This is a genomic window from Mesorhizobium sp. 01N446 (genome assembly GCF_056399285.1).
In genome coordinates, this window is record NZ_JBFTRA010000002.1 from 790,652 (window position 1) to 811,981 (window position 21,330).

A 21,330-nucleotide genomic window follows, 5' to 3' on the forward strand; every position below is an offset into this window, starting at 1 on the left:
CGATAAGCCAACGACGCGAGCCACCGACGCAATCTGGGAGGAGATGCGCATGCCGGCCTTGACGACTTCAGATCCGGTGGCCCTGCATGCCGGTGCCCAGCCGGACCGCGTTGCCTGCGTCGACCTCGCCTCCGGCCGGCGCTGGACCTATGCCGCGCTTGACGAGGCCATCCAGCGCGCTGTGCGCGTTCTCGAAAGCGGCTACGGCGTCAGGCCCGGGCAGCGGATCGCAACGCTTGCCCGCAACAGCGCCGACCTCCTGATCCTGCAGCAGGCCGCAATGCGGCTCGGCGCCATCTTCGTGCCGGTCAACTGGCGGCTCGCCGGTGCCGAACAGCAGGCGATCCTCGCCGATTGCGATCCGGCGCTGCTGCTGCATGACGCCGCCTTGCACGCGGTGTTGCCGGGGCGCTGCATCCCTGTCGATGTCGGCACCTTCGCGGCAGCGGTGGAGGCCGAGGCGCCGGCGCCGCGCCGTCCCCTGCCCGCCGACGATGCGCCCTCGATCATCCTCTACACGTCCGGCACGTCGGGCCGGCCAAAGGGGGTCATCGTCACCGAGCGCAACGCCTTTGCCACGGCGGTCAATTTCGGCGTGCTGGGCCGTGTCGGCAATGCCAGCATCTTCCTCTGCGACGCGCCGATGTTCCATGTCATCGGCCTCATCACCAATCTGCGCCCGCCGCTGCTTCACGGCGGCACGGTGCTGATCTCGCCCGGTTTCGATGCCGGCGCCACCAATCGCCGCCTCGCCGATCCGGCGCTTGGCGTTACCCACTATTTCTGTGTGCCGCAGATGGCCAGGATGCTGCGCGACCACCCCGACTTCACGCCGACGCGCTGGACCTCGCTCACCGCCATCTTCACCGGCGGCGCGCCCAACCCGGCCGCCGAGATCAACTGGTGGCTGGCGCAAGGCGTGTGCATGGCCGACGGCTTCGGCATGACCGAGGCAGGCACGGTGCTTGGCATGCCGGTCGAGGCCGGCCGCATCGCCGGCAAGGCAGGCGCGGCCGGCCTGCCGGCGCCAACGATCGGCCTGCGCATCGTCGACGATAATGGCCGCGACGTCGCGGCCGGCGAACCTGGCGAGATATGGCTGTCCGGGCCCTCGATCACGCCAGGCTACTGGAACCGGCCGGAGGAGACGGAGCGCGCCTTCACCGCCGATGGCTGGTTCCGCACCGGCGACATCGCGCGGCGCGACGAGGACGGTTTTGTCACCCTCGTCGACCGTCGCAAGGACATGTTCATTTCCGGTGGAGAAAACGTCTATCCCGTCGAAATCGAGACCGTTCTGCTCGACCATCCCGGCATCGCCGAAGCCGCCGTGATCGGCGTCGCCGACGCGCGCTGGGGCGAAGTCGGGCGCGCCTTCGTCGTGGTGAAGCCCGGATGCATCGTCGATCCGGCCGATCTGGCAAGCCATTGCGGCGCCCGCATCGCCCGCTACAAGGTGCCGAGAGAATTCCTGCTCACCGACGCGCTGCCGCGCACCGCATCCGGCAAGATCCAGAAACACATTTTGCGCACTTGGACAGCACCCGCCGGTGGGCAGGACTGAGCCCTTCAGCCGCCCGACCGGAAAATAGCGACGGCCGCGGCCACGATCTCCGCATTGTCCTTCGCCACTCTGCCATCGGCCAGCATCTTGCCGTCCTCCAGCCCGACCCTCGTCGACCAGCGCTTGCTGCGCGCCAGATCGACGAACGGCCAGACAGTGGCGTCGGCGCCGTGCAGCAGGATTGGCCGCCGCACATCGGCGCGATCGAGCACGGCGGCGATGCCGTGTGCCTCGTCGAGCGCCTTGGACAAATCCTGGATATCGATCTCGATCAGGATGCGCAGCACCTGGTTGTGGCCGGCAAGGCCGACGAACCGCTCGGCATCGGCAACGGTGGCGAGCCCGGCCTCGATGCCGACGCCGCGTTGCCGCAACAGCTCCATCACGGCGGGCGCGTCGGCCTCCGACAGGTTGACCGAGGCATAGTCGGGCAGTTCGCGCCAGCCGGCGATCGCCGCGCGGGTGCGCGCGACATCGTTCTCGATCCAGGCGCCGGTCGACACGCCTGTCAACGTGCCCGGGCAGATCAGGCGCACCGCCAGCACCGTCGCGTCGACGGCGGCCAGGCTTTCGCGCCCGTCGGCGCCACGCGGATGGATGTGCAGCTCGCCAGCACCGGCCGCGACACAGGCTGCTGCATCGCTGGCCATGGCCTTTGCATCGAGCGGCAGCTTCGGGTGGAAATCGTACGGACGCGCGCCATTGATGCAGGCCTGGACGATCATGCATGTCACCTCTGACAAGGGAGGCGGCAGTCTAGCCGTGTCGCAAGGCATGGCAAAGAGTGGGAGACTTCACTCCTGACAGCGTGGCCAGTGAAGCAGGCGATCTCCCCCCTTGTGGGGGAGATTGGCAGTCCCACCGCCGCTCCCTCTTCGGCGCCATTTCGCGGCATTTGAATAAAAACCGCCTGTGGATATTTACCCGACATTCCGCCGGGCCGGCCAAGATACATTAGGGCGGGATCATGGAGGGAACCATTGACCAGCGATTTTTCAGCCGCCCGCATCCATCTCGAACGCGCCTATCACTATCTGCGCGGCAGTGACGAGACCAGCCGTGCGGCATGCGAGGCGCTCGACCTGCTGATCGAGATGGTGGCGGAAGCACAATACAGGCGGCCCGACGCCGGGGTGCTGGACTTTCCGCAAGCGGCGGCGCGGCACTCAGCCTGATTGAAGCGCGTCGACGCGCTTCAAGTCTTTGCCTTGTGCATGTCGTTTATCCCAAAACCGCTACGCACTTTTGGGCGACATGCATCAGGACGCCTTGCGGGCTTGTGCTCCGCTTGCCGGCCCGGTCGCGCGCGCCACGATCTGCTCCAGCGGTTCGGGCCGGTGGAGCAGGAAACCCTGGCCGAAATCGACGCCCATCGCCTGCAGGATACCGAGCGTCTCGGCTTGCTCGATCTTCTCGGCCACGACGGCGCAGCCGACGCTGCGGGCAATGCCTGATATGGCCGAGACGATCTCGCGGTCGAAGCGGCTCTCGGCCATGTGCTCGATGAAGGAACCGTCGATCTTGATGGCATCGACCGGAAAGCGCCTGAGATATTCGAACGAACTCATGCCGGCGCCGAAATCGTCGAGGCTGACCTTGCAGCGCCGCTCGCGCGCCTTGCGCACGAATGTCTCGGCGGCGTCGAAATTGGTGACGGCGGCGGTTTCGGTGATCTCGAAGCCGATGCCGGAATGCGGCGCCCCGGTCTCCTCGATGATGCTGTCGACGAAGTCCCACAGTCCGGGGTCGCTCAGCGTCTGCGCCGACAGGTTGAAGCCGAGCGTGATCGCGCCGGACTTCATCGCCGCGCCATGCCGCGACAGCGCGGTGCGGATGATCCAGCGATCGAGCCTGGCGGCTATGCCGAAGCGCTCCGCCGCCGGGATGAATTCGCTGGGCGGGATCAGCTTGCCGCCGCGCCCGGCAAGACGTGCCAGCACCTCGACATGGCGGCTTTCCTGCCAGGGCCGGCCAAGCCGGTGGATCTCCTGGCCGAACAGTTTCAGCCTTCCGTCCTCCATGGCGTCGACCGTGTCGGCGGCGAGCCGCGCCGCGTTGAGTCCGCCGGAATTGGCCTCGGCCGAAAACACCGCGAAGCGGTCGCGCCCTGCGGCCTTGGCGGCATAGCAGGCGTCGTCGGCGCAGGCCAGCGCATCGGCGACCGTGGTTGCCCGGTCGTTGACGATGGCGATGCCGATGCTTGCCGCGAGCCGGCGCGCCGTCGCGGCAAGGCCGAGATCGGCGCCGCGCACGGCCGCCAGTATGGCCCCGGCCAGCCGCTCGGCCTGCGCGGCGTCGCAATGCGGCACCAAAAGGGCGAACTCGTCGCCGCCGAGCCGCGCCGCATGCGCCGAAGGCGGCAGGCAGCGGCCAATGCCCGCCGCCACGCTCTTCAGCGCCAGGTCGCCGGCGGCATGGCCGGCGAAGTCGTTGAGCGCCTTGAAGTAGTCGAGATCGACATAGAACACCGCCAGCGGCACGCCCGTGGCAATGTGGTCGGCAAGCAGCCTGTCGAAGGCGGCGCGGTTCCACAGGCCGGTCAGCGCGTCGTGGCGGGCGGCAAACGCAAGCTCCTGCTCGCGCAGCTTGTCCTCGGTGATATCGCGCACCGTGCCGAGAACCTGGCCGGCAGCACCCGCCGCGGCGACGTAACGCACCAGCGACTCGACATGGCGGATCTCGCCGTCGCGCTTGATGATGCGATATTGCGAAGCGGTGACCGCGTCCGAGCCGGGGGTCGGCAAATGCGCCCGCTCGGTGGCTTCCTTGTCGTCCGGGTGCAGAAAGCTGTGCCAAAGATCGGCGGTCACCTCGTCGGTGTCGGCAACGAGGCCGAATATGTCCCGGGTGCGAGCGTCCCAATAGCTTTTGTGGGTGGCGATGTCGTGGTGCCAGATGCCGGTGCCGCTGGCGGCGAGTGCCAGGCGGAAACGCACATTGACCTGTTCGAGCGCGGCTTCCGCCGCCTTCTGCTTCGAAATGTCGGTCTGCACGCCCATCAGCCGCAGCGGATGCCCGTCCGCGCCGCGCTCGACGATGCCGCCGCGGTCGAGCACCCAGACCCAGTGGCCCTGCTTGTGCTTCAGCCGCAATTCCGTCTCGATGGCATCGGTCAGCCCGGCAATGTGGCGGTCGCCGCTGGCCAGCGCCCGCTCGCGATCGTCTGGATGGGTAAGCCGCAGCCACAAATCGCTGGTGTTGGCGAGTTCATCCTCCTCATAGCCCAGCATTCGCGCCCAGGTCGGCGAATAGAAGCAATCGCCGGTGCGAAGATCCCAGTCCCAGACGCCAAGATGCGCGCGCTCCAGGGCCTTGGCCCAGAACGCTCCATTGCGACTTTTCTTGCCTTGACGCGCCATCGTCTGTTTTCGCCTGCTCCACCCGCGGGCAATCTGCGGCAAAACCAGAGAAGAAACAGTTACCGGGACGCGGCATGCATGCCTTCTCGCCTGCATCATTTCGGGCGCCCCGTCTTTCGATTGGCCGGCAAGAACCGGAGTTTTGCGCTCTCCCGATGGTCCTAGGGATGCCTCAGGTCACCGGCGCGACCGATGCACCGATGACCCCAGCCAAACATGAAAGGACCTCCCAATGACCAAACAGGAAGACAACAAGGCCGTCGTCGTCAGATGGTTCACCGACTTCTGGGGTGAAACCTGCGATCTGTCCGTCGTCGACGACATCGCCGCGCCCGAGATGTTGCTCAAATATTCGCTGCACGAGCCGCGCCGGGGCCGCGACGACATCAAGGCCTTCATGACCGATTTCCGCGCCGCCTTCCCGGATCTCAACTTCTGGGCCACCGATCTCATCGCCGAGGGCGATTATGTCGTCGGCCAGTGGGAGGGTGGCGGCACGCATACCGGCGCGGCTTTCGGCGATTTCCTCGTCGGTTCGCTGCCCGCCGCCACCGGCCGCGTCATGCGGTTCACCGGCACTACGGTGCTGAAGGTGATCGACGGCAGGATCGTCGAGGAGATCGGCCTCGACGACGGCGTCGCGGCGCTGACCCAGCTCGGCCTGATCAAGGCCGCCTGATCCGCGGGCCATCGCCGACCAGGCGATGGCCCGCTTCGATTACGATCGAAGCCCGGTAACCCTTCGGGTTTGGAAACCGCTCCGGCGCAGACACTACTTCTGCATTCAGCCATGACATCTTCGTCAACGAACCGTTGACGAAACAAGAGTAATTATAAACATCCAATATTTGTATTTCTCCATCCTCAAAGTGTAATTGAATAGTAATACTTCATCGGCGAAATACCCCCCGTTAATGCTTGGGCAGCTGGCGGGGTTTTCCTCAATGAGTGCGCACACCGCGCAGCGGAACGGCGAACGCCGGCCGCTTGCCGTTTTCGACCTGGACATCGCTGCGACCAGGAGCGGTTGGATGCTGACCGCCCTATGCCTGGCCTATGCGCTGGCCGCGCTTTGCATGCAGCCAAGCCGCTATCTGCACCTGGCGCAATCTTATGCCGAGCCGTTCGTCTTCTTCCTGCCCGCGCTTCTTGCCGCCGGCCTCGGCGTCGTGGCGCTGACATTTGCCAGGCATAGCCCGACAAGGTTCATGTTCGATATGCTCAGGCAGCGCTGGCTGGGCGCCGCGCCAGTTATCCTTCTGTTCTTTCTCGGCATCACCGCCTTCACCACCTTCAAGATCGCCATCCCGGAGATCGTGCCATTCTATGCCGACCGCATGCTGGCGGAACTTGATGTCGCACTGCATGGCGCCGATCCCTGGACATGGACACACCGCGTCGTTCCCCAACCCATCTCGGCCGTCATTTTCATCGGTTACGGATATGGCTGGCACTTGCAATGGTTCGGCACTTTGCTGTTCGTCGCCTTCTGGAACAACCCGGCGGCGCGTTTGCGTTATCTGTGGGCGCTCGCGCTGACCACGATCCTGTGCGGTACCGTTCTGGCCATGGCGCTGTCGTCCGCCGGCCCGATATTCCATGACCAGTTCTACGGCGGCGACCGGTTTGCCGCCTTGCAGACCTCCCTGGCGCGCAACAGCTACGCCGCGCCGGTCCATATGTATGCCAGCTATCTGCTCACAGCCTACACAAGCGGCCACCCCGAACTGGGCGGCGGCATCTCCGCCATGCCGAGCATGCATGTCGCCTTCGTCACGCTCAACGCGTTCTTCCTGAGCGGTTTCGGGCGCCGCTGGGCCGTGACCGGCTGGTCCTTCGCGGCGCTCATCCTGTTCGGCTCGGTCTACACCGGCTGGCACTATGCCGTTGACGGCTATCTTTCGATCCTTGTCGTGTCCGCGATCTGGTACCTGATCGGGCGTTTCGTTCTGCCGCAAGCGAGCCGCGACACCGCCCGGATACGCCTGCCGCTGCCCGAACCGGCGCCGCAATAACCGGGACTGCCTGAGGCCCGCCGAACCACTCCACTACCTTTCGCAAGAGGCCAGGCGGCCGTCAACGCCGCCTGGCCTCCTTGCCTACTGGCTCGGCGCCATTATGTGTTCGCACGACACTTTCGGGTTCATGTCGGCGAATGTGCCGGTCGGGTTGCCCTTCCAGGCCCAGACATGCAGCTCGTAGAATTCACCCAGGCCGTAGCGGTTGGGGGCGCTGTTGAAGTTGAACAACTGTCCATCCAGCGACGCCGGCCCCTTCGAGGTGATGTATTCGACCGCCACCAGCTTGAGCCGGCCGTCGGCCATCGGTTCGTACATCACGGCCTCGGGACGGGCGATGTCGATCTTGTCGTCCTTCAGGTACTGGCCGTTGACGTAGTGGATGCCCATGGCGCCGCCGGTGATGCCGCTGGCGCAGGGAATGGGTGCATAGCCCTCTTCTGTCGCCGCCTTGACGTCGAGAAACCGGCTGTTGGCCGCCCGCACCTTGTCGGCCAGTGGATTGGGCCCGGACGYGGCTTCGGCCGCTTCCTGATGCGCCTGTGCGAGGGGGGCGCAGACGGCCAGCATGGCCCCCGCCATGACCAGCCTGTTGCGAAGATTTGATATCATGTCCATTCCATTCTGCTTGAAAAAGCACAGCTGGCTGGCCGCCGAAAATACGGAGGCCCGGCAGGCAAGCGCTGTGACTGTTGTTGCTTGGAGATCCCGGGAACGTCGCGGCGAATGCCGGTCATCCCTTCGGCAGATACGGGATCGTTCCGGCCAGATCGGTGTCGTCGATCAGCTGGAAGCGGCTGTCGCTGCCGCCCTGACGCGCCGAAACGAAAGGCGCATAGGCCGGATCGTTGGTGAAGGCGCGCGCCGCCGCTTCCGACGGAAACGCCATCAGGGCGATCAGCGTGGTGTCGAGCGGCTTGCCTTCAAGCGTCTTCACATTGCCGCTGCGCGACAGATATTTGCCGCCATGCTTGTGGACGATGTCGTGCACCGAGGCCGCGTATTCCGGCACCCATTTCGGGTCCTTCATCTTGATGTCGGCGATTACGTAAGCAGTCATGGTCGTCTCCTGGTTGCGGCGCACAGGGGTATCCCGTGCAACCGGCCGAAGGGCTCGCATGGCCGGCCCCTCGCCAACCAGTCCGCGATCTGTACTGGGGTGGTACAGTTTCCGTACTGGCCGCTTCATTCATGAAGGCCTAATGTTCGGCCGGCTTCGAGGGAGGAGCACCAATCATGACCCAGCACGGATACAAGCAGTTCTGTCCGCTATCGATGGCCGCCGAGGTGCTGTGCACCCGCTGGACGATGGTGCTGATGCGCGAATTGGTGGCGGGTTCGACCCGCTTCAACGATCTGCGCCGCGGCGTCCCCAAAATGTCGCCGACCCTTCTGTCGCAACGGCTGAAGGAGCTGGAGCTGGCGGGGATCGTGGAGCGCAAGGAGATCCCTGGCGAGAAGGGAATCTTCGACTACCGGCTGACCGAGGCCGGCCGTGATTTGCGCCCCGTCGTCGAGGCGATGGGGTTCTGGGGGCAGAAATGGGTCGAGTCCCGGCTGTCGCTCAAGAACCTCGATCCGTCGCTGCTGATGTGGGACATGCGGCGCAATCTGAACCCCTCGCCGCTCCCCGAAGGGCGCACGGTGATACAATTCCTGTATCAGGACCTGCCGGCGTCCAAACGCTCATGGTGGCTGATCGTCGAAAAGCACGGCGAGGTCGACCTGTGCTGGTACGATCCGGGCTTCGATGTCGACCTCTACGTCTCGACCGACCTGCACACGATGACGGCAATCTGGATGGGGTTGCTGACCGTCGAGAAGGCGGGCGCGAAGGTTTCGCTGACCGGCGACCAGGCCATCGGCAGGAAGATGCAGACATGGCTCGGGCTGAGCCCGTTCGCGGTGGAACCCAAGCGCGCGGCGTAGGAGAACCAGGAATGTCGCTCCCAAAACGCGCATCGACTTTGGGTGGCATGCCGCGAAAACAAGGGCTTACAGCGAGTCTTTGAATCCGGTTGGATGCAACCCGTCGACGGGAGCGGATGCTTCGATCGGGGAGTGCTTGTTCTCGTAAGCCTCTATCAGGGTCGCGAGAACATCGAAGCGGTCACCGTCGACAGAGCCGACTTCCGGCTCATTCTCGAAATATCCGGTGATTTCGGCGATCGCCCAATCGTAATCGGCTTCGGTCTTAAGGGGTCGAATGTTTTCCATCACACCTTCTCCGGATCAATCCGGCCACATTCTTTGTTGGCAGGAAACGGGTGGCGAGGCCGGCTTCCAGCGGTTTCTATATGACCATGTTCATCACTCTGGCCAGAGACCTGAAATCCACGCCGCTGCCGGTCACCGACGATCCGCGCTGGGCGCGCATCGTGGCGCGCGACAAATCGGCGGACGGGCAATTCTGGTATTCGGTGGCGACGACCGGCGTTTACTGCCGGCCCTCCTGCCCGTCGCGGCGTGCCAATCCCGGGAATGTGCAACTGCACGACACGCTGGCTCAGGCGAAGGCGACCGGTTTTCGCGCCTGCAGGCGCTGCAACCCGGATGGTCCCTCGCTCGAGGCCGGCAACGCCGCGATGGTCGCCGACGCCTGCCGCAGGATCGAACAGAGCGAAGAGGAACCCTCGCTCGCCGAACTCGCTGATGCCGCCGGCCGCAGCGCCGGCTATTTCCACCGCGTCTTCAAGGCGATCACCGGGCTGACGCCGAAGGATTATGCCGCCGCGCACCGTGCCGCCCGGGTCCGCCAGGGTCTCGAGGACGGCGCCAGCGTGACGACGGCAATCTACGATGCCGGCTTCAATTCGAGCGGACGTTTCTACGAGAAATCCACCGGCATGCTCGGCATGACGCCGACGCGCTACCGTGCCGGCGGCGCCAATGAAGACATACGCTTTGCCGTCGGCGAATCCTCGCTCGGCGCCATACTGGTCGCGTCAAGCCGCAAGGGCGTCGCCTCGATCCTGCTCGGTGACGATCCGGACGCGCTGGTGCGCGACCTGCAGGACCGTTTCCCCAAGGCGCGGCTGATCGGCGGCGACCGCGACTACGAGGCGCTGGTCGCCCGCGTCGTCGGCTTCGTCGAGGCGCCACAGCTTGGTCTCGACCTGCCGCTCGACGTGCGCGGCACCGCCTTCCAGCAGCGCGTCTGGCAGGCCTTGCGGGGCATCCCGGTCGGTGGCACGGTTTCCTATGCCGAGATCGCCGGGCGCATCGGCGCGCCCAGGGCGACCCGCGCCATCGCCGCCGCCTGCGCCGCCAATGCGCACGCGGTCGCGATTCCCTGCCACCGCGTGATCCGCAAGGACGGCGCCCTCTCGGGTTACGCCTGGGGCGCCGAGCGCAAGCGCGCGCTGCTTGACCGCGAGGCCCAAGGGTCGACGAAGGCCTACCGGTCTTCGCGGGCCTGACGAGGACCGGCGATGCGCACGATGGCCAGGCCTTCCGCCGCCAGAGCGCAGAGCCAGAATGCCAACGGTGCCGCCATCGACGCGAAGTCACAGGTCTTGGCCGCCATCGGCGAGCTGGTTGATAGTGGCAAGGCCGAGTGGAGCCGCACCGCGACGGGCGAGGTTGAGTTGCGGCTGTTGTCGGGTGAGGTTTTCCTGTTCGGCGAGGTCGCTGTCACGCGTGTCGCCTGACATCACGCACGAAGTGCGGACGGTCCAAGTCAGCGCCGTAGGGCGCTAACCCCCGGCATCCTTCATCCTCAAGCCATGCAACTTGAATTTGAAAGCAAGCATCGGAGTGAGAGGCAGCCTGCACCCGGCTAGGGTTCAGTCACAACAAGGAGTGAAGCCAATGAACCTCATGCAAACCCATATGCCGGCGACAGCCCGCAACACCGCCGCCCTCGACACCCTCACTTACGCCATCGGCCAGTCCGCGATCGGCGCCATCCTGGCCGCGCGCAGCCCCGTCGGCGTCTGCGCCATCCTGATCGGCTCCGACGCCGACGCACTGGAACAGGACCTCGCCGACCGCTTCCCCGGCAAGATACTGGTCGAAGACAAGGTCACCCTGCGCGGCGATCTCGCGGCGATAGCCCGCTTCATCGAAACGCCCGGTACCGGCCTCGACCTGCCGCTCGACATGCGCCACGGCACGCCGTTCCAGCAGCGCGTTTGGGAAGTGCTGCGCGCCATTCCCTGCGGCGCCACCATCACCTACACCGCGCTTGCCCGGCGCCTTGGCAGGCCCACCGGCGCGCGCGCCGTGGCGACCGCCTGTGCCGCCAACGCCATCGCGCTCGGCATTCCCTGCCACCGCGTTGTCAGAGCCGACGGCACGCCGTCGGGCTACCGCTGGGGCATCGAGCGCAAGCGCGCGCTGCTCGACAAGGAGGCCGCGATATGAACGCTTACGCCAAGGTTGCCACGGCGGCGGTGGAAGCCGCCGAGACACGCATCGCCGCTTACGACTGGCCGGCGCTGGCCGCCGAACTCGACGGCTTCGGCTGCGCGGTGATGGAAAAGCTGCTCTCGCCCGAAGAGTGCCGGCAGATCGCCGGCCTCTACCCCGAGGAAAAGCATTTCCGCAGCCACATCCACATGGCCAGGCACGGCTTCGGCAAGGGCGAGTACCGCTACTTCCGCTATCCCTTGCCGGATCTGCTCGGCGGGTTGCGTAGCGCACTCTATCCCAGGCTGGCCGAGGTCGCCACCCGCTGGAACGAACGCATGGGCATCGCCCTGCGCTACCCCGCCACGCATGCCGAATTTCTCGACCAATGCCACGCCGCCGGCCAGGTCAGGCCGACGCCCCTTCTGCTGCAATATGTCCCCGGCGACTTCAACTGCCTGCACCAGGACCTCTATGGCGACCTCGCCTTTCCCCTGCAGGTGGCGATCCTGCTGTCCGAGCCGGGCGAGGATTTCACCGGTGGCGAATTCGCGCTGACCGAACAGCGGCCGCGCATGCAGAGCCGGGTCGAGGTGGTGCCTTTGCGCCAGGGCGACGCGGTGGCCTTCGCCGTACACAACCGGCCGGTGCAGGGAACCAGGGGCAACTACCGCGTCAACCTGCGCCACGGCGTCAGCCGCCTGCGCTCAGGCATGCGCCACACGGTCGGTATTATTTTTCATGATGCGAAGTGAGCGTTTCTTCCTTCTCCCCTTGCGGTAGAAGGAAATGCCGCGATTCATTCCGCGTCGGCAGCGACCATCTCCAGGATCCAGGGGCACGCATAATAGTCGGCGATGCGGTCGATGACGCCGCCATCGGCGTGGATCCGCACGAAATACGCCGGCCGCCATTCCTCGCCACGCAGCCTGTCGACGACCAGCACCGCCTCGCCTTCGATCGCATCTGGCCGCATGCGCCAGGGCTCGCCGCGCTCATATTCGACGAAATAGGGCGACTCGGAGAGCAGGCCATTGTAGCAGTCCGAAACCCGCAGCCGGGCGTCGGCGCTGGTCAGTGCCCGCACCCCGTCCCAATCCCTGGCATTGAAGAGTTCGACATAGCGGTTGAGCAGCCTTTCCAGTTCCGGGTCGTGCGCGGGCGCCGCGACCGGTTGCGCCGGCAAGGCGGCGAGCTTGGCCCGGCCGCGATTGAGCGCCGACTTGACGCCGCCCGATGTCGAGCCGACCAGCTCGGCGATCTCGTCGAGCGAATGGTCGAAGACATCCTTGAGCAGCACGCAGGCGCGCTCCTTCGGCGGCAGGTGCACCACCAGCCGCTCTATAGCGTGGCCGGCGCCCGGGCCGGCGGGCTCGACGGGCAGCACGATCTCATCCCCGGCGTATCCGGCTTCGGCCTTGAGCCGCGTGCGACGGTTGCGGATGAAGTCGATGCACCTGTTATGGGCGATGCGGAACAGCCACGGCCGCAGCGCCTGTGTGTCGTCGAGCTGCCCGATCTTGCGATAGGCCTCGAACAGCGCCTCCTGCATGATGTCTTCGCCGTCGAGGGCCGAGCCGGTCATGCGCGCGCAATAGCGGTGGAGACGGACGCGCAGATGCGAGACCGTCTCCAGGAACGCCCGGTAGCGCAGGTCGAACAGGCCTTCGGGGTCGAGGCGCGGCTCGATGCCTTGCCTCGTCTCACGGAAATTGCGGATCTGCTGGTTCATCGCGGCACGTCGCTCGGCCTCTCCGCAGCATCGCGCAGGCGCCGTGCATCCACAAGCACCAAGTGCGACCCGATCGGCCCGCCCATCCCTACGCCGCCTTGCCGCCGGCAATTTTGTCGCTGACGTCACCGGCATCCGGCAGCCCAAGCCTCGGCCGCACCCAGGCGGCGAGGCGGCCGATCGCGTCGTCGGCCTCCGGCGCCTTGCCGGCCATCATCTGGAAGGAGTGCAGCATGTCGTCGAAGACGTCGAGACGCGCCTCGACGCCAGCCTGCCGCGCGCGCTCGGCGAACATGCGGCTTTCGTCGACCAGCGTCTCGTCGGCCCCGGCCTGCAGAAAGACGGGCGGAAAGCCCCGCAAATCGGCATAGAGCGGGCTGACCTCCGGATCGAGCCGGTCGCGGTCGCCGATGAAGTTGGTCACCAGCCAGTCGACGCCCCCCTTGGCGAAGAAAGGGTCCTTTTCGCGGTTGGTTTCGTAGCTTGCGGCGGTCAGCGCCATGTCGAACCAGCCGGAGATGATCAGCGTTGCGGCCGGCAGCGGCCGCTCCTGCGCGCGCAGCCGCTGCAGGACGCCATAGGTCAGTATCGCGCCGCAGGAATCCGCGGCAAGCGCGATCCGCCTGGTGTCGACGCCCTGGTCGGCGAGCCAGTCCCAGGCTGCCATCGCCGCCTCAAGCTGGGCCGGAAACTTGCCCTGGCTCGCCAGCGGATAGCCATAAAGCAAGGCCCGGCAGCCGACGGCCTTGGCCAGGTGGCCGACCAGCTTGCGGTGGGTGTAGATCGAGCCGCCAAGGAAGCCGCCGCCATGCGCATAAAACAGCACGCGCTCCTCGTCCGCGCCCTTCGGCACGATCCATAGCGCCGGCACGCCGCCGGCATCCACCTCGATATAGTCGACGCCGCCGGGTTCACCGGTCAGCGCCGTCCAACTTGTATCGTTGAAGTCGACGAATGCCTGCGGGCTCATTTTGCCGGCATTGGCGCCGATCGTCGCGTAGTGGTTCCTGTTTGCTTCGCTCTCGATGCTCGCCATGATGCTCTCCTGGTTACCGATCGCGGACCGCGCGACCTTTCGAGAAGCAGAGACGGATGGGCTGACAAAAAGGATACGTCGCCCGCGCATGATTCTTCCCGGATCCGGCTAACCCTCGCCCCGAAACATCGCGGCGTGGCGTTGGGCGAATTCGAGGAACGGCGTCGGCCGCACGCCGAACATGTCATGCGTCTTGAGATGCACCCGCGATTTCGGCCGTCGCAACCGTTCGGCCAGCTGTTCGTCCAGCGCATCGGCGAAGATCGCCGGAATGCCGCTGGCCAGCAGGTTGCGCCGCCGCTCTTCGGGGCTGACATCGACATAGCGGACCGGCTTGCCGATCGCCTGCGATATCAGCGCCGCGATAGCGCTCATCGTCAGCGCCTGCGGCCCGGTCATATCGAGGCTCTCGCCTTCATGGCCGCCGTCGCGCAGCAGCCGGAAGGCCACCTTGGCGATATCCTCGACATCGACCGGCGACAGTTCGGTCTCGCCGAGCGCGAGATAGAATGCGCCATCGGCGGCAATGGTCGGCGCGTCGCGCAGGTAGACCTGCATGAACTGGCTGGGGCGCAGATGCGTCCATGCCATGCCGGCCCCTTCCAGATAGCGCTCGACCTCCTCATGCATGCGGGTGAAGCGGAACTTCGTCGCGTCATAGCCGATGTTGGATTCGGCGCCGGAGAATTTTATCACATGCGCGACACCGGCCTGCCTGCAGGCATCGATGAAACGGCACTGCGTTTGCGTCATGTCTTCGGCTGCGGTCGAAATCATCAGCACGCGCTCGATGCCGTCGAGTGCCGCGCCAAGTGTGTCCGCCCGGCGCATGTCGCCGGCGACCAGTTCGACGCCGGCAAGGCCGCCGAGCCCAGCCGCTGATGCCCGGCCGGGATCGCGCACCAGCGCCCTCACCTTATGCTTCTGCCGCGCGAACTCGCGCACGATCGCTTTGCCGTTCAGGCCGGCGGCCCCTGTCACCAGGATCATCGTCTTTCTCCGTCTCGGGATTGATGCGAGCCGCCCTGCCGGCGACCGCACCTTGAAGACGAAGAAACGAAGGCAAAGGATTCCGCCCAAACATCTTTTATCAGCAGGACGCTTTCGCCGTGCCGCGATCACCGCGCCGGGGCGTAGCGGTTCACCACCATGCCGCAGGCATAGGCCTTCGAGCCGAGCAGACGCAGTTTTCCAAAGCCGCCCTGGTCGAAGATGCGCAGGCCGGCGCCCAGCGCGGCCGGATTGATGAACAGCTGGAACTCGTCGACCAGCCCGGCCGCGATCAGCGACGAGGCGAAGCCCGCGCCGCCGAAGACGGCGATGTCGCCGCCCTCGCTCGCCTTCAGCGCCTCGACCTCGCGCGGCAGGTCGCCGCTCACCACCGTCGTGCGCTCCCACCGCGAGGTTTTCAGCCTGTCGCTCGGCACCACCTTCCGGGCGTCCACGATACGCTGGGCGAAGGCATAGAACGGATCACGTGGAAACTTCTTCGCCGCATTGCCCCAATGGCTGAGATAGCCCTCCTCGGCCATCTTGCGGCTGAGCAGGATGGTGTCGATACCGGTGAGGACGGCGTTGAAATCGCGCTTCAGCTCCTCGTCCCAGCCGATGTCGTCGCCCCATTCCCAGAGTTGCCAGCGATGGTCGTCATTGGCGCCGACAAAACCGTCGACCGATATCTGCATCTGAAGGATCAGCTTTTTCACGGTCGTCTCCTCGTTTGTCCGGCTCAAGCGAAATTGCTTTACTTTTGGAACCATTGACGTATGGGAAAAATGATGTCAAGAATAAAGTGATGTACAAATGGAACCATAGACATGTCGACGCGCGAAAGATCCGGCTGCCCGATCAGCCTGTCGCTGGAACAGCTTGGCGACCGCTGGACGCTGCTCATCATCCGCGACCTGGTCTTCGCCGGGAAAAAGCATTTTCGCGAGTTCCTGCAGTCGGACGAAGGCATCTCCTCACGCACGCTGGCCGAGCGGCTGCAGACGCTGCAGGATGAAGGCATCCTCACCCGCAGCGACGATCCGAGCCACGGGCTGAAGGCGATCTACCGGCTGACGGAAGCCGGCATCGACCTTCTGCCGGTGCTGGCCACGCTCGGCGCCTGGGGCAGCAAGCACCGCAAGGCCGACGACAAGCTGGCCCGCATCGCCGACGAACTAGCGGCCGGCGGCGAACCGGCGCTGGAACGGATCAAGGCAGCGCTGCGGGCCGAGCATCTGGCGAAAACATGATCGTGCCCCGAGCCGGGGCGTGCCCAACTGCGCGGCGGATCGTCAGCGATCGTCATACTGATCGTGAAGGCGGACCCAATCGCCCAGCGTATGGGATGGCCCATTTTCATTGCGGCCCATGGGAGTGAGGTCGAGATAGCTGTAGGTACCGATCAGGTTCTCGCCGCCCCGGCCCCGCACCTGGAACGTGCAGTAGATCGTGCCATCGTCATCCCTGTAGAAAACCGTCGCGCCGCCGCGATCCCTGCCCGTCATCGCGACCTCTTCGAAATTGAACAGCACCTTACCCGAACGGATCTGGTCCTCGGTGAACGACACCTGGAAGTCGAAATTGAAATCGCTCCCGTATGACGAAACCCAATCGAACTGCCAATTCATCCGCGCCTTGAAATCCATGAGCTCGGCCAGGGGCGCGCGGGCGCAGACGACCAGGGAGACATCGTGATGCCTGAGATGCTGGTTGGCGGCGTCGATGTGGTCGCAAAGGAATGAACAGCCGGTGCAGCGATAGTCCGCATTGGGCGGAAACATGAAGTGATAGACGATCAACTGGCTGCGGCCCTTGAAGAGGTCGGCCAGAGATTTCTTTCCCTGGATGGTGTCGAACGCGTAGGGCTTGTCGATCCGCAGCCACGGCAGTGCCCGCCGCTCCGCCGCGAGTTGCTGGCGCTGGCGCGTCAACGCCTTCTCTTTTTCGAGATGCGCCTTGTGCGCTTCAAACCAGTCCGAGTAAGGCGCGATGATGTGGTCGGTCATGTCGTTCTCCTTCCGCACTCAGGCGTATGATGGCAGCCTCGTTGCCTGTCTTTAAGACGTCGTCGAAGACCGCGCTCCGACAATGGCGGCGCAATTTTCGCGGGAAGAGCGCCGATGACACAGCCGGACGCGGACATGGCGCTTGACAGCCATACACGTTTTGTTCTCTATTCGTTCCAATCCATCAGCAACCATGGATATGCAGCCGGATGGAAACGACAGCCACCATCCTGCATGCCGATCTCGATGCCTTTTATGCCTCGGTCGAGCAGCTGCTCGACCCGTCGCTGCGCGGCAAGCCGATCGCTGTCGGCGGCGGTGTGGTGCTGGCGGCTTCCTATGAAGCGCGCGCCTTCGGCGTGCGCGGCGGCATGCCGGGGCGCAAGGCACGCGAGCTTTGCCCGCAGCTGATCTTCGTCGGCGGGAATTTCAGCCACTACCAGCGGCTGGGTGACGCGGCGATAAAGGTGCTCGACGATTTCACGCCGGTGGTCGAACGCATTTCCATCGACGAGGCCTTTGCCGATGTCGCCGGCTGCACGCATCTGTTCGGCTCGCCGCGGGAGATCGCCACGGCGATCCGCCGCCGGGTGCGGGCCGAACTCGGCCTGCCGATCTCGATCGGCGTGGCCCGCACCAAGCATCTGGCCAAGATCGCCTCGCAGGTCGCCAAGCCCGACGGGCTGGTGGTGGTCGATCCCGGCACCGAGCTCGCCTTCCTGCACGATCTGCCGGTCTCTCTGATGTGGGGCGTCGGCCCGGCGACCAAGGCGAGGCTGGCCGAAATCGGCATCCAGACCATCGGCGAGCTGGCGAGGACGCATAGCGGCGCCCTGACGCGGCTGCTCGGCCCCGCCGCCGGCGAAAAGCTCGCCGCTCTCGCGTGGAACCGCGACCCGCGGAAACTGGATACTAGGCGCCGGGCGCACTCGGCCGGCGCGCAATCGGCCCTCGGCCGGAAGCCCGCCGTGGCGCGGGTGATCGTGCCCACCTTGCTGCATCTTGCGGACCGCGTCGCCAGCCGGCTGCGCGCCAAGGCGCGGCCCGGCCGCACGGTGACGGTGCGCGTGCGCTTTGCCGATCTCAGCGCCGTCACGCGCTCGATCACGCTGGATCAGCCGATCTCGGCGACCACCATGCTGGCCGAGATCGCCGGCGACCTGGTGCGCGGCGTGCTCGCCGACCATCCCCGGGAAAAGACCATCTCGCTGCTGGCGATCTCGGTCTCGCACCTGGAGGAGAGCGCGGAGTTGCAGCTCGACCTGCCGCTTGGCCTCGCCGACGAGAAGCGCCGCCCCGGCAGCCAAAAAGGCCTCGCCCGCTTCGGCGCCGACCGCGCCATCGACAAGATCCGCGAACGTTTCGGCAAGCAGGCCGTCGGCTACGGCACGGTGGCGCTGGAAGCGGCACGCTCGGTGCCCGACGAATTCAGGGAACTGGCGGAAAAGGAACTGTGAGAACTACCTGCCGGTGCGCCAATAGCGATGCACCTTGACGCCGCTGCCGCTTCCCCCGTGCCAGGGTTCGCAGGCGATACCGTCCTTGTCGGCATCATGTGTCGGCCAATAGCCCGGCTGCCCCCGATATGCGGGCGCAAGCTCGACGGCGCGGGCGGCTGCACAGTTCGGGAACGCGGCGAAGTGCCTTAAGGCGGCGAGCGGCGAGTCGATCTGGATGCCGACAAAGCCATAGGCGATGTAGCCGGACAGGAGGATGAACGGCGCGAAAAGAGCCAGGTATTTCAGCCTGCCGTGGCGACGAGTTGCAGGCCAATGCAAGAATGGCAGAAGCATTCCCGAGGTGCCCCCTGCTCAGACCCCGGCACGAATCTATCTTCACCGGGCCGTCGCGACAACCGGCACGCTTGCCAAACCCCGCCGTGCCGCCCATACAGCGGCGTGGGCGGCTCGTTCTGTCCGAGAGATCCGCGCCTCTCCTATCTTTCCCGAGGATACTGTCCGATGTCAGCGACGCCGTGCCCTTGGTCGAAGCCTTGACGGCCTCCTCCCCCTCCCTCGTCAACCTTGGATGGTCGGAGTTTTTCGGCGATCAACTTGAACCGGGCGACGCAGACCTCATCCCGACCCGCATTGCCATGGTCCATCGAGACCGGCTGAGCGGCCTGTCCCTCAAAGGGCAAGTGGATCTGACGCTGCCGCCGCAAGCCACCACCGGCGACTATGCCGTCGGCGACTGGGTGCTGGTCGAGCCGCATGGGCACCTCGTGCGGCGTCGCCTGACCCGCAAGACGGTTCTGGAACGCCGCGTCCAGGGCGGCAGGGGGCCTCAGTTGGCCGCGGCCAATGTCGACACGCTGTTCATCGTCACCTCGTGCAATGCCGACTTCAACATCGCCCGGCTCGAACGCTATCTGGCGCTGGCCAACGAGGCCGGAACGACACCCGTCATCCTGTTGACCAAGGCCGATACGGCTGAGGACGCCGACGTGTACCGAAGCCAGGCCGCCGCGCTGCAGCGCGGATTGGCGGTGGTGACGCTGAACCCGCGCATAGCGGGCGCCGCGAGCGCACTCGCTGCCTGGTGCGGCACGGGGCAGACGGTGGCGCTGATCGGTTCCTCCGGCGTCGGCAAATCGACGCTGGTCAATACGCTGGCCGGATCGGCGCAGCAATCGCCGCAGCAGACTGGCGCCATCCGCGAACACGATGCCAAGGGCCGCCACACCACGACGGCGCGGTCCCTGCATGCCATTGCCGGTGGCGGCTGGGTGATCGACACGCCGGGCATGCGCACGCTGCAGGTCAGCGACGTCGCCTACGGCATCGACACGCTGTTCGCCGAAATCACCGAGTTGGCGCCGCTCTGCAAATTCCGCGACTGCACGCATGTCCACGAACCGGGCTGCGCGGTGCAGGCCGCCTTGAAGGCCGGCACGCTCGATCCGGAACGCCTTGCCCGCTGGCGCAAACTGTCCGAAGAAAACCAGAACAACACGCCGGTGCAGAGCGGCCCGCGCGGAGCCAAGTCACCCGTCGGTCGCGGCAAGAGGCGCTGAACGACCGCCCTACTGCCCTACTGCCCTACTGCCCTACTGCCCTACTGCCCTACTGCCCTACTGCCCTCAAAGCCGCGCCGTGCCGAAAATCCGGTCCCACAACAGCGACGTCACGCCGAAATTGGCGTTGTCGTCGATATGGTGGTGCACCGCGTGGCGGCGCTTGAGCGTGTAGAGGTAGCTGGGATGGGCGGGGTGCCAGTGATGGATCATGTGGTGGACGCTGATGTACCAGAGATAGCCCAGCATCAGCCCACAGGCGACCGCGCTGGCGGTCGCGAAATCCGAAACCAACCAGACGGGCAGCGCGATCAGCGCATGCACGCCAAGACTGAGCCAGGTCGGTGTGCCCACCGGGCTGCGCTCATCGTCGTGATGGCGGTCGTGCAGGTCCCTGATGTAGGGAACGTGATGAAGGACGAACCGGTGCAGGACGTATTCAATCAACGTCCACAGGCCGAGACAGATCACCACCGTACCGATCCAGTCCGGCGCGCTCTCTTCCCCGGCCTCGATCAGCCCGGCCACGCCCAGGAGGGCGATCGCCAAGGGATAGACCACGAAATCGCTGTAGTAGCCGATCAGACCGAGTTGCATTCGATGCCCCCAACTGATTTTCGACGCCGCCCCACAAAGGACGCTATCAGATTGCCGAACTCGCGGGTGAGGTGCAATCCGGATGTATCTGACATAGCGTCGCAATTTCCCGGTGCAAGTTCAGCACATAGGATCGACTGAAGAATCGGCCGACCTCGCACCGACGCCGCAAACGGACATGCAATAATGGCAAAACGCAGTGCGGGCCTGCTGATTTATCGTCGAAGCGATGGCGATATCCGCGTGCTGCTGGTTCACCCCGGCGGCCCGTTCTGGGCAAGGAAGGATGACGGCGCCTGGTCGATCCCGAAAGGCCTCGTCGATGAGAACGAGGACGAACTGGCGGCCGCGCAACGCGAGACCCAGGAAGAGCTCGGCATCACGGTCGACGGCCCCTTCGAGCGCCTCGGCGACTACAAGCAGCCGGGCGGCAAGGTCGTCATCGCCTGGTCCGTCGAGGCCGCCATCGAGATCGATGTGGCCACGATCAAGAGCAACAGCTTCACCATGGAATGGCCGCCGCGCTCCGGGTCGATGAAGGCGTTTCCGGAGGTCGACAGAGCCGGCTGGTTCAGCCTGCCCGAAGCCGAGGTAAAAATTCTACAGGGGCAGCGCCCGATGCTGTCGGATCTGGCGAAGCGGCTGGGATAGAGTGATTGCCG

General features: G+C 65.4%; 25 protein-coding genes. 13 read left to right on the forward strand and 12 right to left on the reverse strand.

The annotated features are described in order from the left end of the window. The first annotated feature begins 43 nt into the window (after positions 1–43). Positions 44–1,564 carry an AMP-binding protein gene (locus AC1DPX_RS12160; RefSeq protein WP_477236839.1) on the forward strand — a complete coding sequence of 507 codons (1,521 nt, stop codon included), beginning with the start codon at positions 44–46 and terminating at the stop codon, positions 1,562–1,564. Positions 1,565–1,569: 5 nt separating this feature from the next. Here AC1DPX_RS12160 and AC1DPX_RS12165 read toward each other — a convergent pair whose 3' ends face one another. Then, entirely contained in the window at positions 1,570–2,289 is a 720-nt protein-coding gene (locus AC1DPX_RS12165; protein ID WP_477236841.1) for a 3-keto-5-aminohexanoate cleavage protein, read from the reverse strand. Between the two features lie 255 nt (positions 2,290–2,544). On the opposite strand from AC1DPX_RS12165, the gene AC1DPX_RS12170 reads away from it, so the two are divergent. After that, the gene (locus AC1DPX_RS12170) at positions 2,545–2,739 is read left to right on the forward strand and encodes a hypothetical protein (protein ID WP_477236843.1); all 195 of its coding nucleotides are present in this window, start codon (positions 2,545–2,547) and stop codon (positions 2,737–2,739) included. 84 nt (positions 2,740–2,823) lie between these two features. Here AC1DPX_RS12170 and AC1DPX_RS12175 read toward each other — a convergent pair whose 3' ends face one another. Next, a complete protein-coding gene (locus AC1DPX_RS12175) occupies positions 2,824–4,923 on the reverse strand; it encodes an EAL domain-containing protein (protein ID WP_477236845.1) in 2,100 nt (699 codons plus the stop codon). Positions 4,924–5,155: 232 nt separating this feature from the next. Here AC1DPX_RS12175 and AC1DPX_RS12180 point away from each other — a divergent pair, with 232 nt between their 5' ends. Together AC1DPX_RS12180 and AC1DPX_RS12185 are read left to right on the forward strand one after the other, a co-directional pair. Beyond that, positions 5,156–5,602: an ester cyclase gene (locus tag AC1DPX_RS12180; protein WP_477236847.1), complete on the forward strand. Its 447-nt coding sequence runs from the start codon at positions 5,156–5,158 to the stop codon at positions 5,600–5,602. Between the two features lie 352 nt (positions 5,603–5,954). Then, positions 5,955–6,938, forward strand: coding sequence for a phosphatase PAP2 family protein (locus AC1DPX_RS12185; protein WP_477236849.1), 984 nt, complete (start codon positions 5,955–5,957; stop codon positions 6,936–6,938). Positions 6,939–7,022: 84 nt separating this feature from the next. On the opposite strand, the gene AC1DPX_RS12190 is transcribed toward AC1DPX_RS12185, so the two are convergent. Next, positions 7,023–7,559, reverse strand: a complete 537-nt coding sequence (locus AC1DPX_RS12190; RefSeq protein WP_477236851.1) for a hypothetical protein — start codon at positions 7,557–7,559, stop codon at positions 7,023–7,025. A gap of 115 nt (positions 7,560–7,674) precedes the next feature. Further along, a complete protein-coding gene (locus tag AC1DPX_RS12195; protein WP_183461306.1) occupies positions 7,675–8,001 on the reverse strand; it encodes a DUF1330 domain-containing protein in 327 nt (108 codons plus the stop codon). Between the two features lie 176 nt (positions 8,002–8,177). On the opposite strand from AC1DPX_RS12195, the gene AC1DPX_RS12200 reads away from it, so the two are divergent. After that, positions 8,178–8,870: a winged helix-turn-helix transcriptional regulator gene (locus AC1DPX_RS12200; RefSeq protein ID WP_477236853.1), complete on the forward strand. Its 693-nt coding sequence runs from the start codon at positions 8,178–8,180 to the stop codon at positions 8,868–8,870. Between the two features lie 66 nt (positions 8,871–8,936). On the opposite strand, the gene AC1DPX_RS12205 is transcribed toward AC1DPX_RS12200, so the two are convergent. Next, positions 8,937–9,158, reverse strand: coding sequence for a helix-turn-helix domain-containing protein (locus tag AC1DPX_RS12205; protein ID WP_202358810.1), 222 nt, complete (start codon positions 9,156–9,158; stop codon positions 8,937–8,939). A gap of 86 nt (positions 9,159–9,244) precedes the next feature. On the opposite strand from AC1DPX_RS12205, the gene ada reads away from it, so the two are divergent. From ada to AC1DPX_RS12225, 4 genes are all read left to right on the forward strand, one after another. Beyond that, positions 9,245–10,360 (forward strand): bifunctional DNA-binding transcriptional regulator/O6-methylguanine-DNA methyltransferase Ada, encoded by a 1,116-nt coding sequence (ada, locus tag AC1DPX_RS12210; protein ID WP_202359370.1) that lies wholly within the window; start codon positions 9,245–9,247, stop codon positions 10,358–10,360. A 21-nt stretch (positions 10,361–10,381) separates the two neighbouring features. Then, positions 10,382–10,591, forward strand: coding sequence for a hypothetical protein (locus AC1DPX_RS12215; protein WP_477236855.1), 210 nt, complete (start codon positions 10,382–10,384; stop codon positions 10,589–10,591). 160 nt (positions 10,592–10,751) lie between these two features. After that, positions 10,752–11,306 carry a methylated-DNA--[protein]-cysteine S-methyltransferase gene (locus AC1DPX_RS12220; protein ID WP_477236857.1) on the forward strand — a complete coding sequence of 185 codons (555 nt, stop codon included), beginning with the start codon at positions 10,752–10,754 and terminating at the stop codon, positions 11,304–11,306. Beyond that, positions 11,303–12,046, forward strand: a complete 744-nt coding sequence (locus AC1DPX_RS12225) for a 2OG-Fe(II) oxygenase (RefSeq protein ID WP_477236859.1) — start codon at positions 11,303–11,305, stop codon at positions 12,044–12,046. The genes AC1DPX_RS12220 and AC1DPX_RS12225 overlap by 4 nt, the downstream gene beginning before the upstream one ends. 44 nt (positions 12,047–12,090) lie before the next feature. Here the strand turns inward: AC1DPX_RS12225 and AC1DPX_RS12230 are convergent, their stop codons facing one another. The 4 genes from AC1DPX_RS12230 to AC1DPX_RS12245 form a co-directional block, all read right to left on the reverse strand. Continuing rightward, positions 12,091–13,023: a sigma-70 family RNA polymerase sigma factor gene (locus AC1DPX_RS12230; RefSeq protein WP_477236860.1), complete on the reverse strand. Its 933-nt coding sequence runs from the start codon at positions 13,021–13,023 to the stop codon at positions 12,091–12,093. Positions 13,024–13,111: 88 nt separating this feature from the next. Continuing rightward, complete coding sequence (locus tag AC1DPX_RS12235; RefSeq protein ID WP_477236862.1) at positions 13,112–14,059, reverse strand: alpha/beta hydrolase; 948 nt, start codon at positions 14,057–14,059, stop codon at positions 13,112–13,114. Between the two features lie 108 nt (positions 14,060–14,167). Then, the gene (locus AC1DPX_RS12240) at positions 14,168–15,049 is read right to left on the reverse strand and encodes an SDR family oxidoreductase (RefSeq protein WP_477236864.1); all 882 of its coding nucleotides are present in this window, start codon (positions 15,047–15,049) and stop codon (positions 14,168–14,170) included. A gap of 128 nt (positions 15,050–15,177) precedes the next feature. Continuing rightward, a complete protein-coding gene (locus AC1DPX_RS12245; RefSeq protein ID WP_477236866.1) occupies positions 15,178–15,765 on the reverse strand; it encodes a dihydrofolate reductase family protein in 588 nt (195 codons plus the stop codon). Positions 15,766–15,876: 111 nt separating this feature from the next. Here AC1DPX_RS12245 and AC1DPX_RS12250 point away from each other — a divergent pair, with 111 nt between their 5' ends. Continuing rightward, positions 15,877–16,299: a winged helix-turn-helix transcriptional regulator gene (locus AC1DPX_RS12250; RefSeq protein WP_477236868.1), complete on the forward strand. Its 423-nt coding sequence runs from the start codon at positions 15,877–15,879 to the stop codon at positions 16,297–16,299. Positions 16,300–16,341: 42 nt separating this feature from the next. Here AC1DPX_RS12250 and AC1DPX_RS12255 read toward each other — a convergent pair whose 3' ends face one another. Further along, the gene (locus AC1DPX_RS12255) at positions 16,342–17,055 is read right to left on the reverse strand and encodes a DUF899 domain-containing protein (protein WP_477236870.1); all 714 of its coding nucleotides are present in this window, start codon (positions 17,053–17,055) and stop codon (positions 16,342–16,344) included. 209 nt (positions 17,056–17,264) lie between these two features. Here AC1DPX_RS12255 and dinB point away from each other — a divergent pair, with 209 nt between their 5' ends. Beyond that, the gene (dinB, locus tag AC1DPX_RS12260) at positions 17,265–18,512 is read left to right on the forward strand and encodes a DNA polymerase IV (RefSeq protein WP_477236872.1); all 1,248 of its coding nucleotides are present in this window, start codon (positions 17,265–17,267) and stop codon (positions 18,510–18,512) included. Between the two features lie 3 nt (positions 18,513–18,515). Here the strand turns inward: dinB and AC1DPX_RS12265 are convergent, their stop codons facing one another. Further along, entirely contained in the window at positions 18,516–18,848 is a 333-nt protein-coding gene (locus tag AC1DPX_RS12265) for an excalibur calcium-binding domain-containing protein (RefSeq protein WP_477236874.1), read from the reverse strand. A 182-nt stretch (positions 18,849–19,030) separates the two neighbouring features. Here AC1DPX_RS12265 and rsgA point away from each other — a divergent pair, with 182 nt between their 5' ends. Continuing rightward, the gene (rsgA, locus tag AC1DPX_RS12270) at positions 19,031–20,071 is read left to right on the forward strand and encodes a ribosome small subunit-dependent GTPase A (protein ID WP_477236876.1); all 1,041 of its coding nucleotides are present in this window, start codon (positions 19,031–19,033) and stop codon (positions 20,069–20,071) included. 66 nt (positions 20,072–20,137) lie between these two features. On the opposite strand, the gene AC1DPX_RS12275 is transcribed toward rsgA, so the two are convergent. Beyond that, positions 20,138–20,668, reverse strand: a complete 531-nt coding sequence (locus tag AC1DPX_RS12275) for a sterol desaturase family protein (RefSeq protein ID WP_477236878.1) — start codon at positions 20,666–20,668, stop codon at positions 20,138–20,140. A 186-nt stretch (positions 20,669–20,854) separates the two neighbouring features. On the opposite strand from AC1DPX_RS12275, the gene AC1DPX_RS12280 reads away from it, so the two are divergent. Next, positions 20,855–21,319 (forward strand): NUDIX hydrolase, encoded by a 465-nt coding sequence (locus AC1DPX_RS12280; RefSeq protein WP_477236880.1) that lies wholly within the window; start codon positions 20,855–20,857, stop codon positions 21,317–21,319. Positions 21,320–21,330: the final 11 nt, after the last annotated feature.

What these genes read in the sequence shown, in the direction of transcription:
- AC1DPX_RS12160 (WP_477236839.1), top strand. Translation starts at nt 44, where the DNA reads ATGCGCATGCCGGCCTTGACGACTTCAGATCCGGTGGCCCTGCATGCC.
- AC1DPX_RS12165 (WP_477236841.1), bottom strand. Translation starts at nt 2,289, where the DNA reads ATGATCGTCCAGGCCTGCATCAATGGCGCGCGTCCGTACGATTTCCAC.
- AC1DPX_RS12175 (WP_477236845.1), bottom strand. Translation starts at nt 4,923, where the DNA reads ATGGCGCGTCAAGGCAAGAAAAGTCGCAATGGAGCGTTCTGGGCCAAG.
- AC1DPX_RS12180 (WP_477236847.1), top strand. Translation starts at nt 5,156, where the DNA reads ATGACCAAACAGGAAGACAACAAGGCCGTCGTCGTCAGATGGTTCACC.
- AC1DPX_RS12185 (WP_477236849.1), top strand. Translation starts at nt 5,955, where the DNA reads ATGCTGACCGCCCTATGCCTGGCCTATGCGCTGGCCGCGCTTTGCATG.
- AC1DPX_RS12195 (WP_183461306.1), bottom strand. Translation starts at nt 8,001, where the DNA reads ATGACTGCTTACGTAATCGCCGACATCAAGATGAAGGACCCGAAATGG.
- AC1DPX_RS12200 (WP_477236853.1), top strand. Translation starts at nt 8,178, where the DNA reads ATGACCCAGCACGGATACAAGCAGTTCTGTCCGCTATCGATGGCCGCC.
- AC1DPX_RS12205 (WP_202358810.1), bottom strand. Translation starts at nt 9,158, where the DNA reads ATGGAAAACATTCGACCCCTTAAGACCGAAGCCGATTACGATTGGGCG.
- ada (WP_202359370.1), top strand. Translation starts at nt 9,245, where the DNA reads ATGTTCATCACTCTGGCCAGAGACCTGAAATCCACGCCGCTGCCGGTC.
- AC1DPX_RS12215 (WP_477236855.1), top strand. Translation starts at nt 10,382, where the DNA reads ATGGCCAGGCCTTCCGCCGCCAGAGCGCAGAGCCAGAATGCCAACGGT.
- AC1DPX_RS12220 (WP_477236857.1), top strand. Translation starts at nt 10,752, where the DNA reads ATGAACCTCATGCAAACCCATATGCCGGCGACAGCCCGCAACACCGCC.
- AC1DPX_RS12225 (WP_477236859.1), top strand. Translation starts at nt 11,303, where the DNA reads ATGAACGCTTACGCCAAGGTTGCCACGGCGGCGGTGGAAGCCGCCGAG.
- AC1DPX_RS12230 (WP_477236860.1), bottom strand. Translation starts at nt 13,023, where the DNA reads ATGAACCAGCAGATCCGCAATTTCCGTGAGACGAGGCAAGGCATCGAG.
- AC1DPX_RS12235 (WP_477236862.1), bottom strand. Translation starts at nt 14,059, where the DNA reads ATGGCGAGCATCGAGAGCGAAGCAAACAGGAACCACTACGCGACGATC.
- AC1DPX_RS12240 (WP_477236864.1), bottom strand. Translation starts at nt 15,049, where the DNA reads ATGATCCTGGTGACAGGGGCCGCCGGCCTGAACGGCAAAGCGATCGTG.
- AC1DPX_RS12250 (WP_477236868.1), top strand. Translation starts at nt 15,877, where the DNA reads ATGTCGACGCGCGAAAGATCCGGCTGCCCGATCAGCCTGTCGCTGGAA.
- AC1DPX_RS12255 (WP_477236870.1), bottom strand. Translation starts at nt 17,055, where the DNA reads ATGACCGACCACATCATCGCGCCTTACTCGGACTGGTTTGAAGCGCAC.
- dinB (WP_477236872.1), top strand. Translation starts at nt 17,265, where the DNA reads ATGGAAACGACAGCCACCATCCTGCATGCCGATCTCGATGCCTTTTAT.
- AC1DPX_RS12265 (WP_477236874.1), bottom strand. Translation starts at nt 18,848, where the DNA reads ATGCTTCTGCCATTCTTGCATTGGCCTGCAACTCGTCGCCACGGCAGG.
- AC1DPX_RS12275 (WP_477236878.1), bottom strand. Translation starts at nt 20,668, where the DNA reads ATGCAACTCGGTCTGATCGGCTACTACAGCGATTTCGTGGTCTATCCC.
- AC1DPX_RS12280 (WP_477236880.1), top strand. Translation starts at nt 20,855, where the DNA reads ATGGCAAAACGCAGTGCGGGCCTGCTGATTTATCGTCGAAGCGATGGC.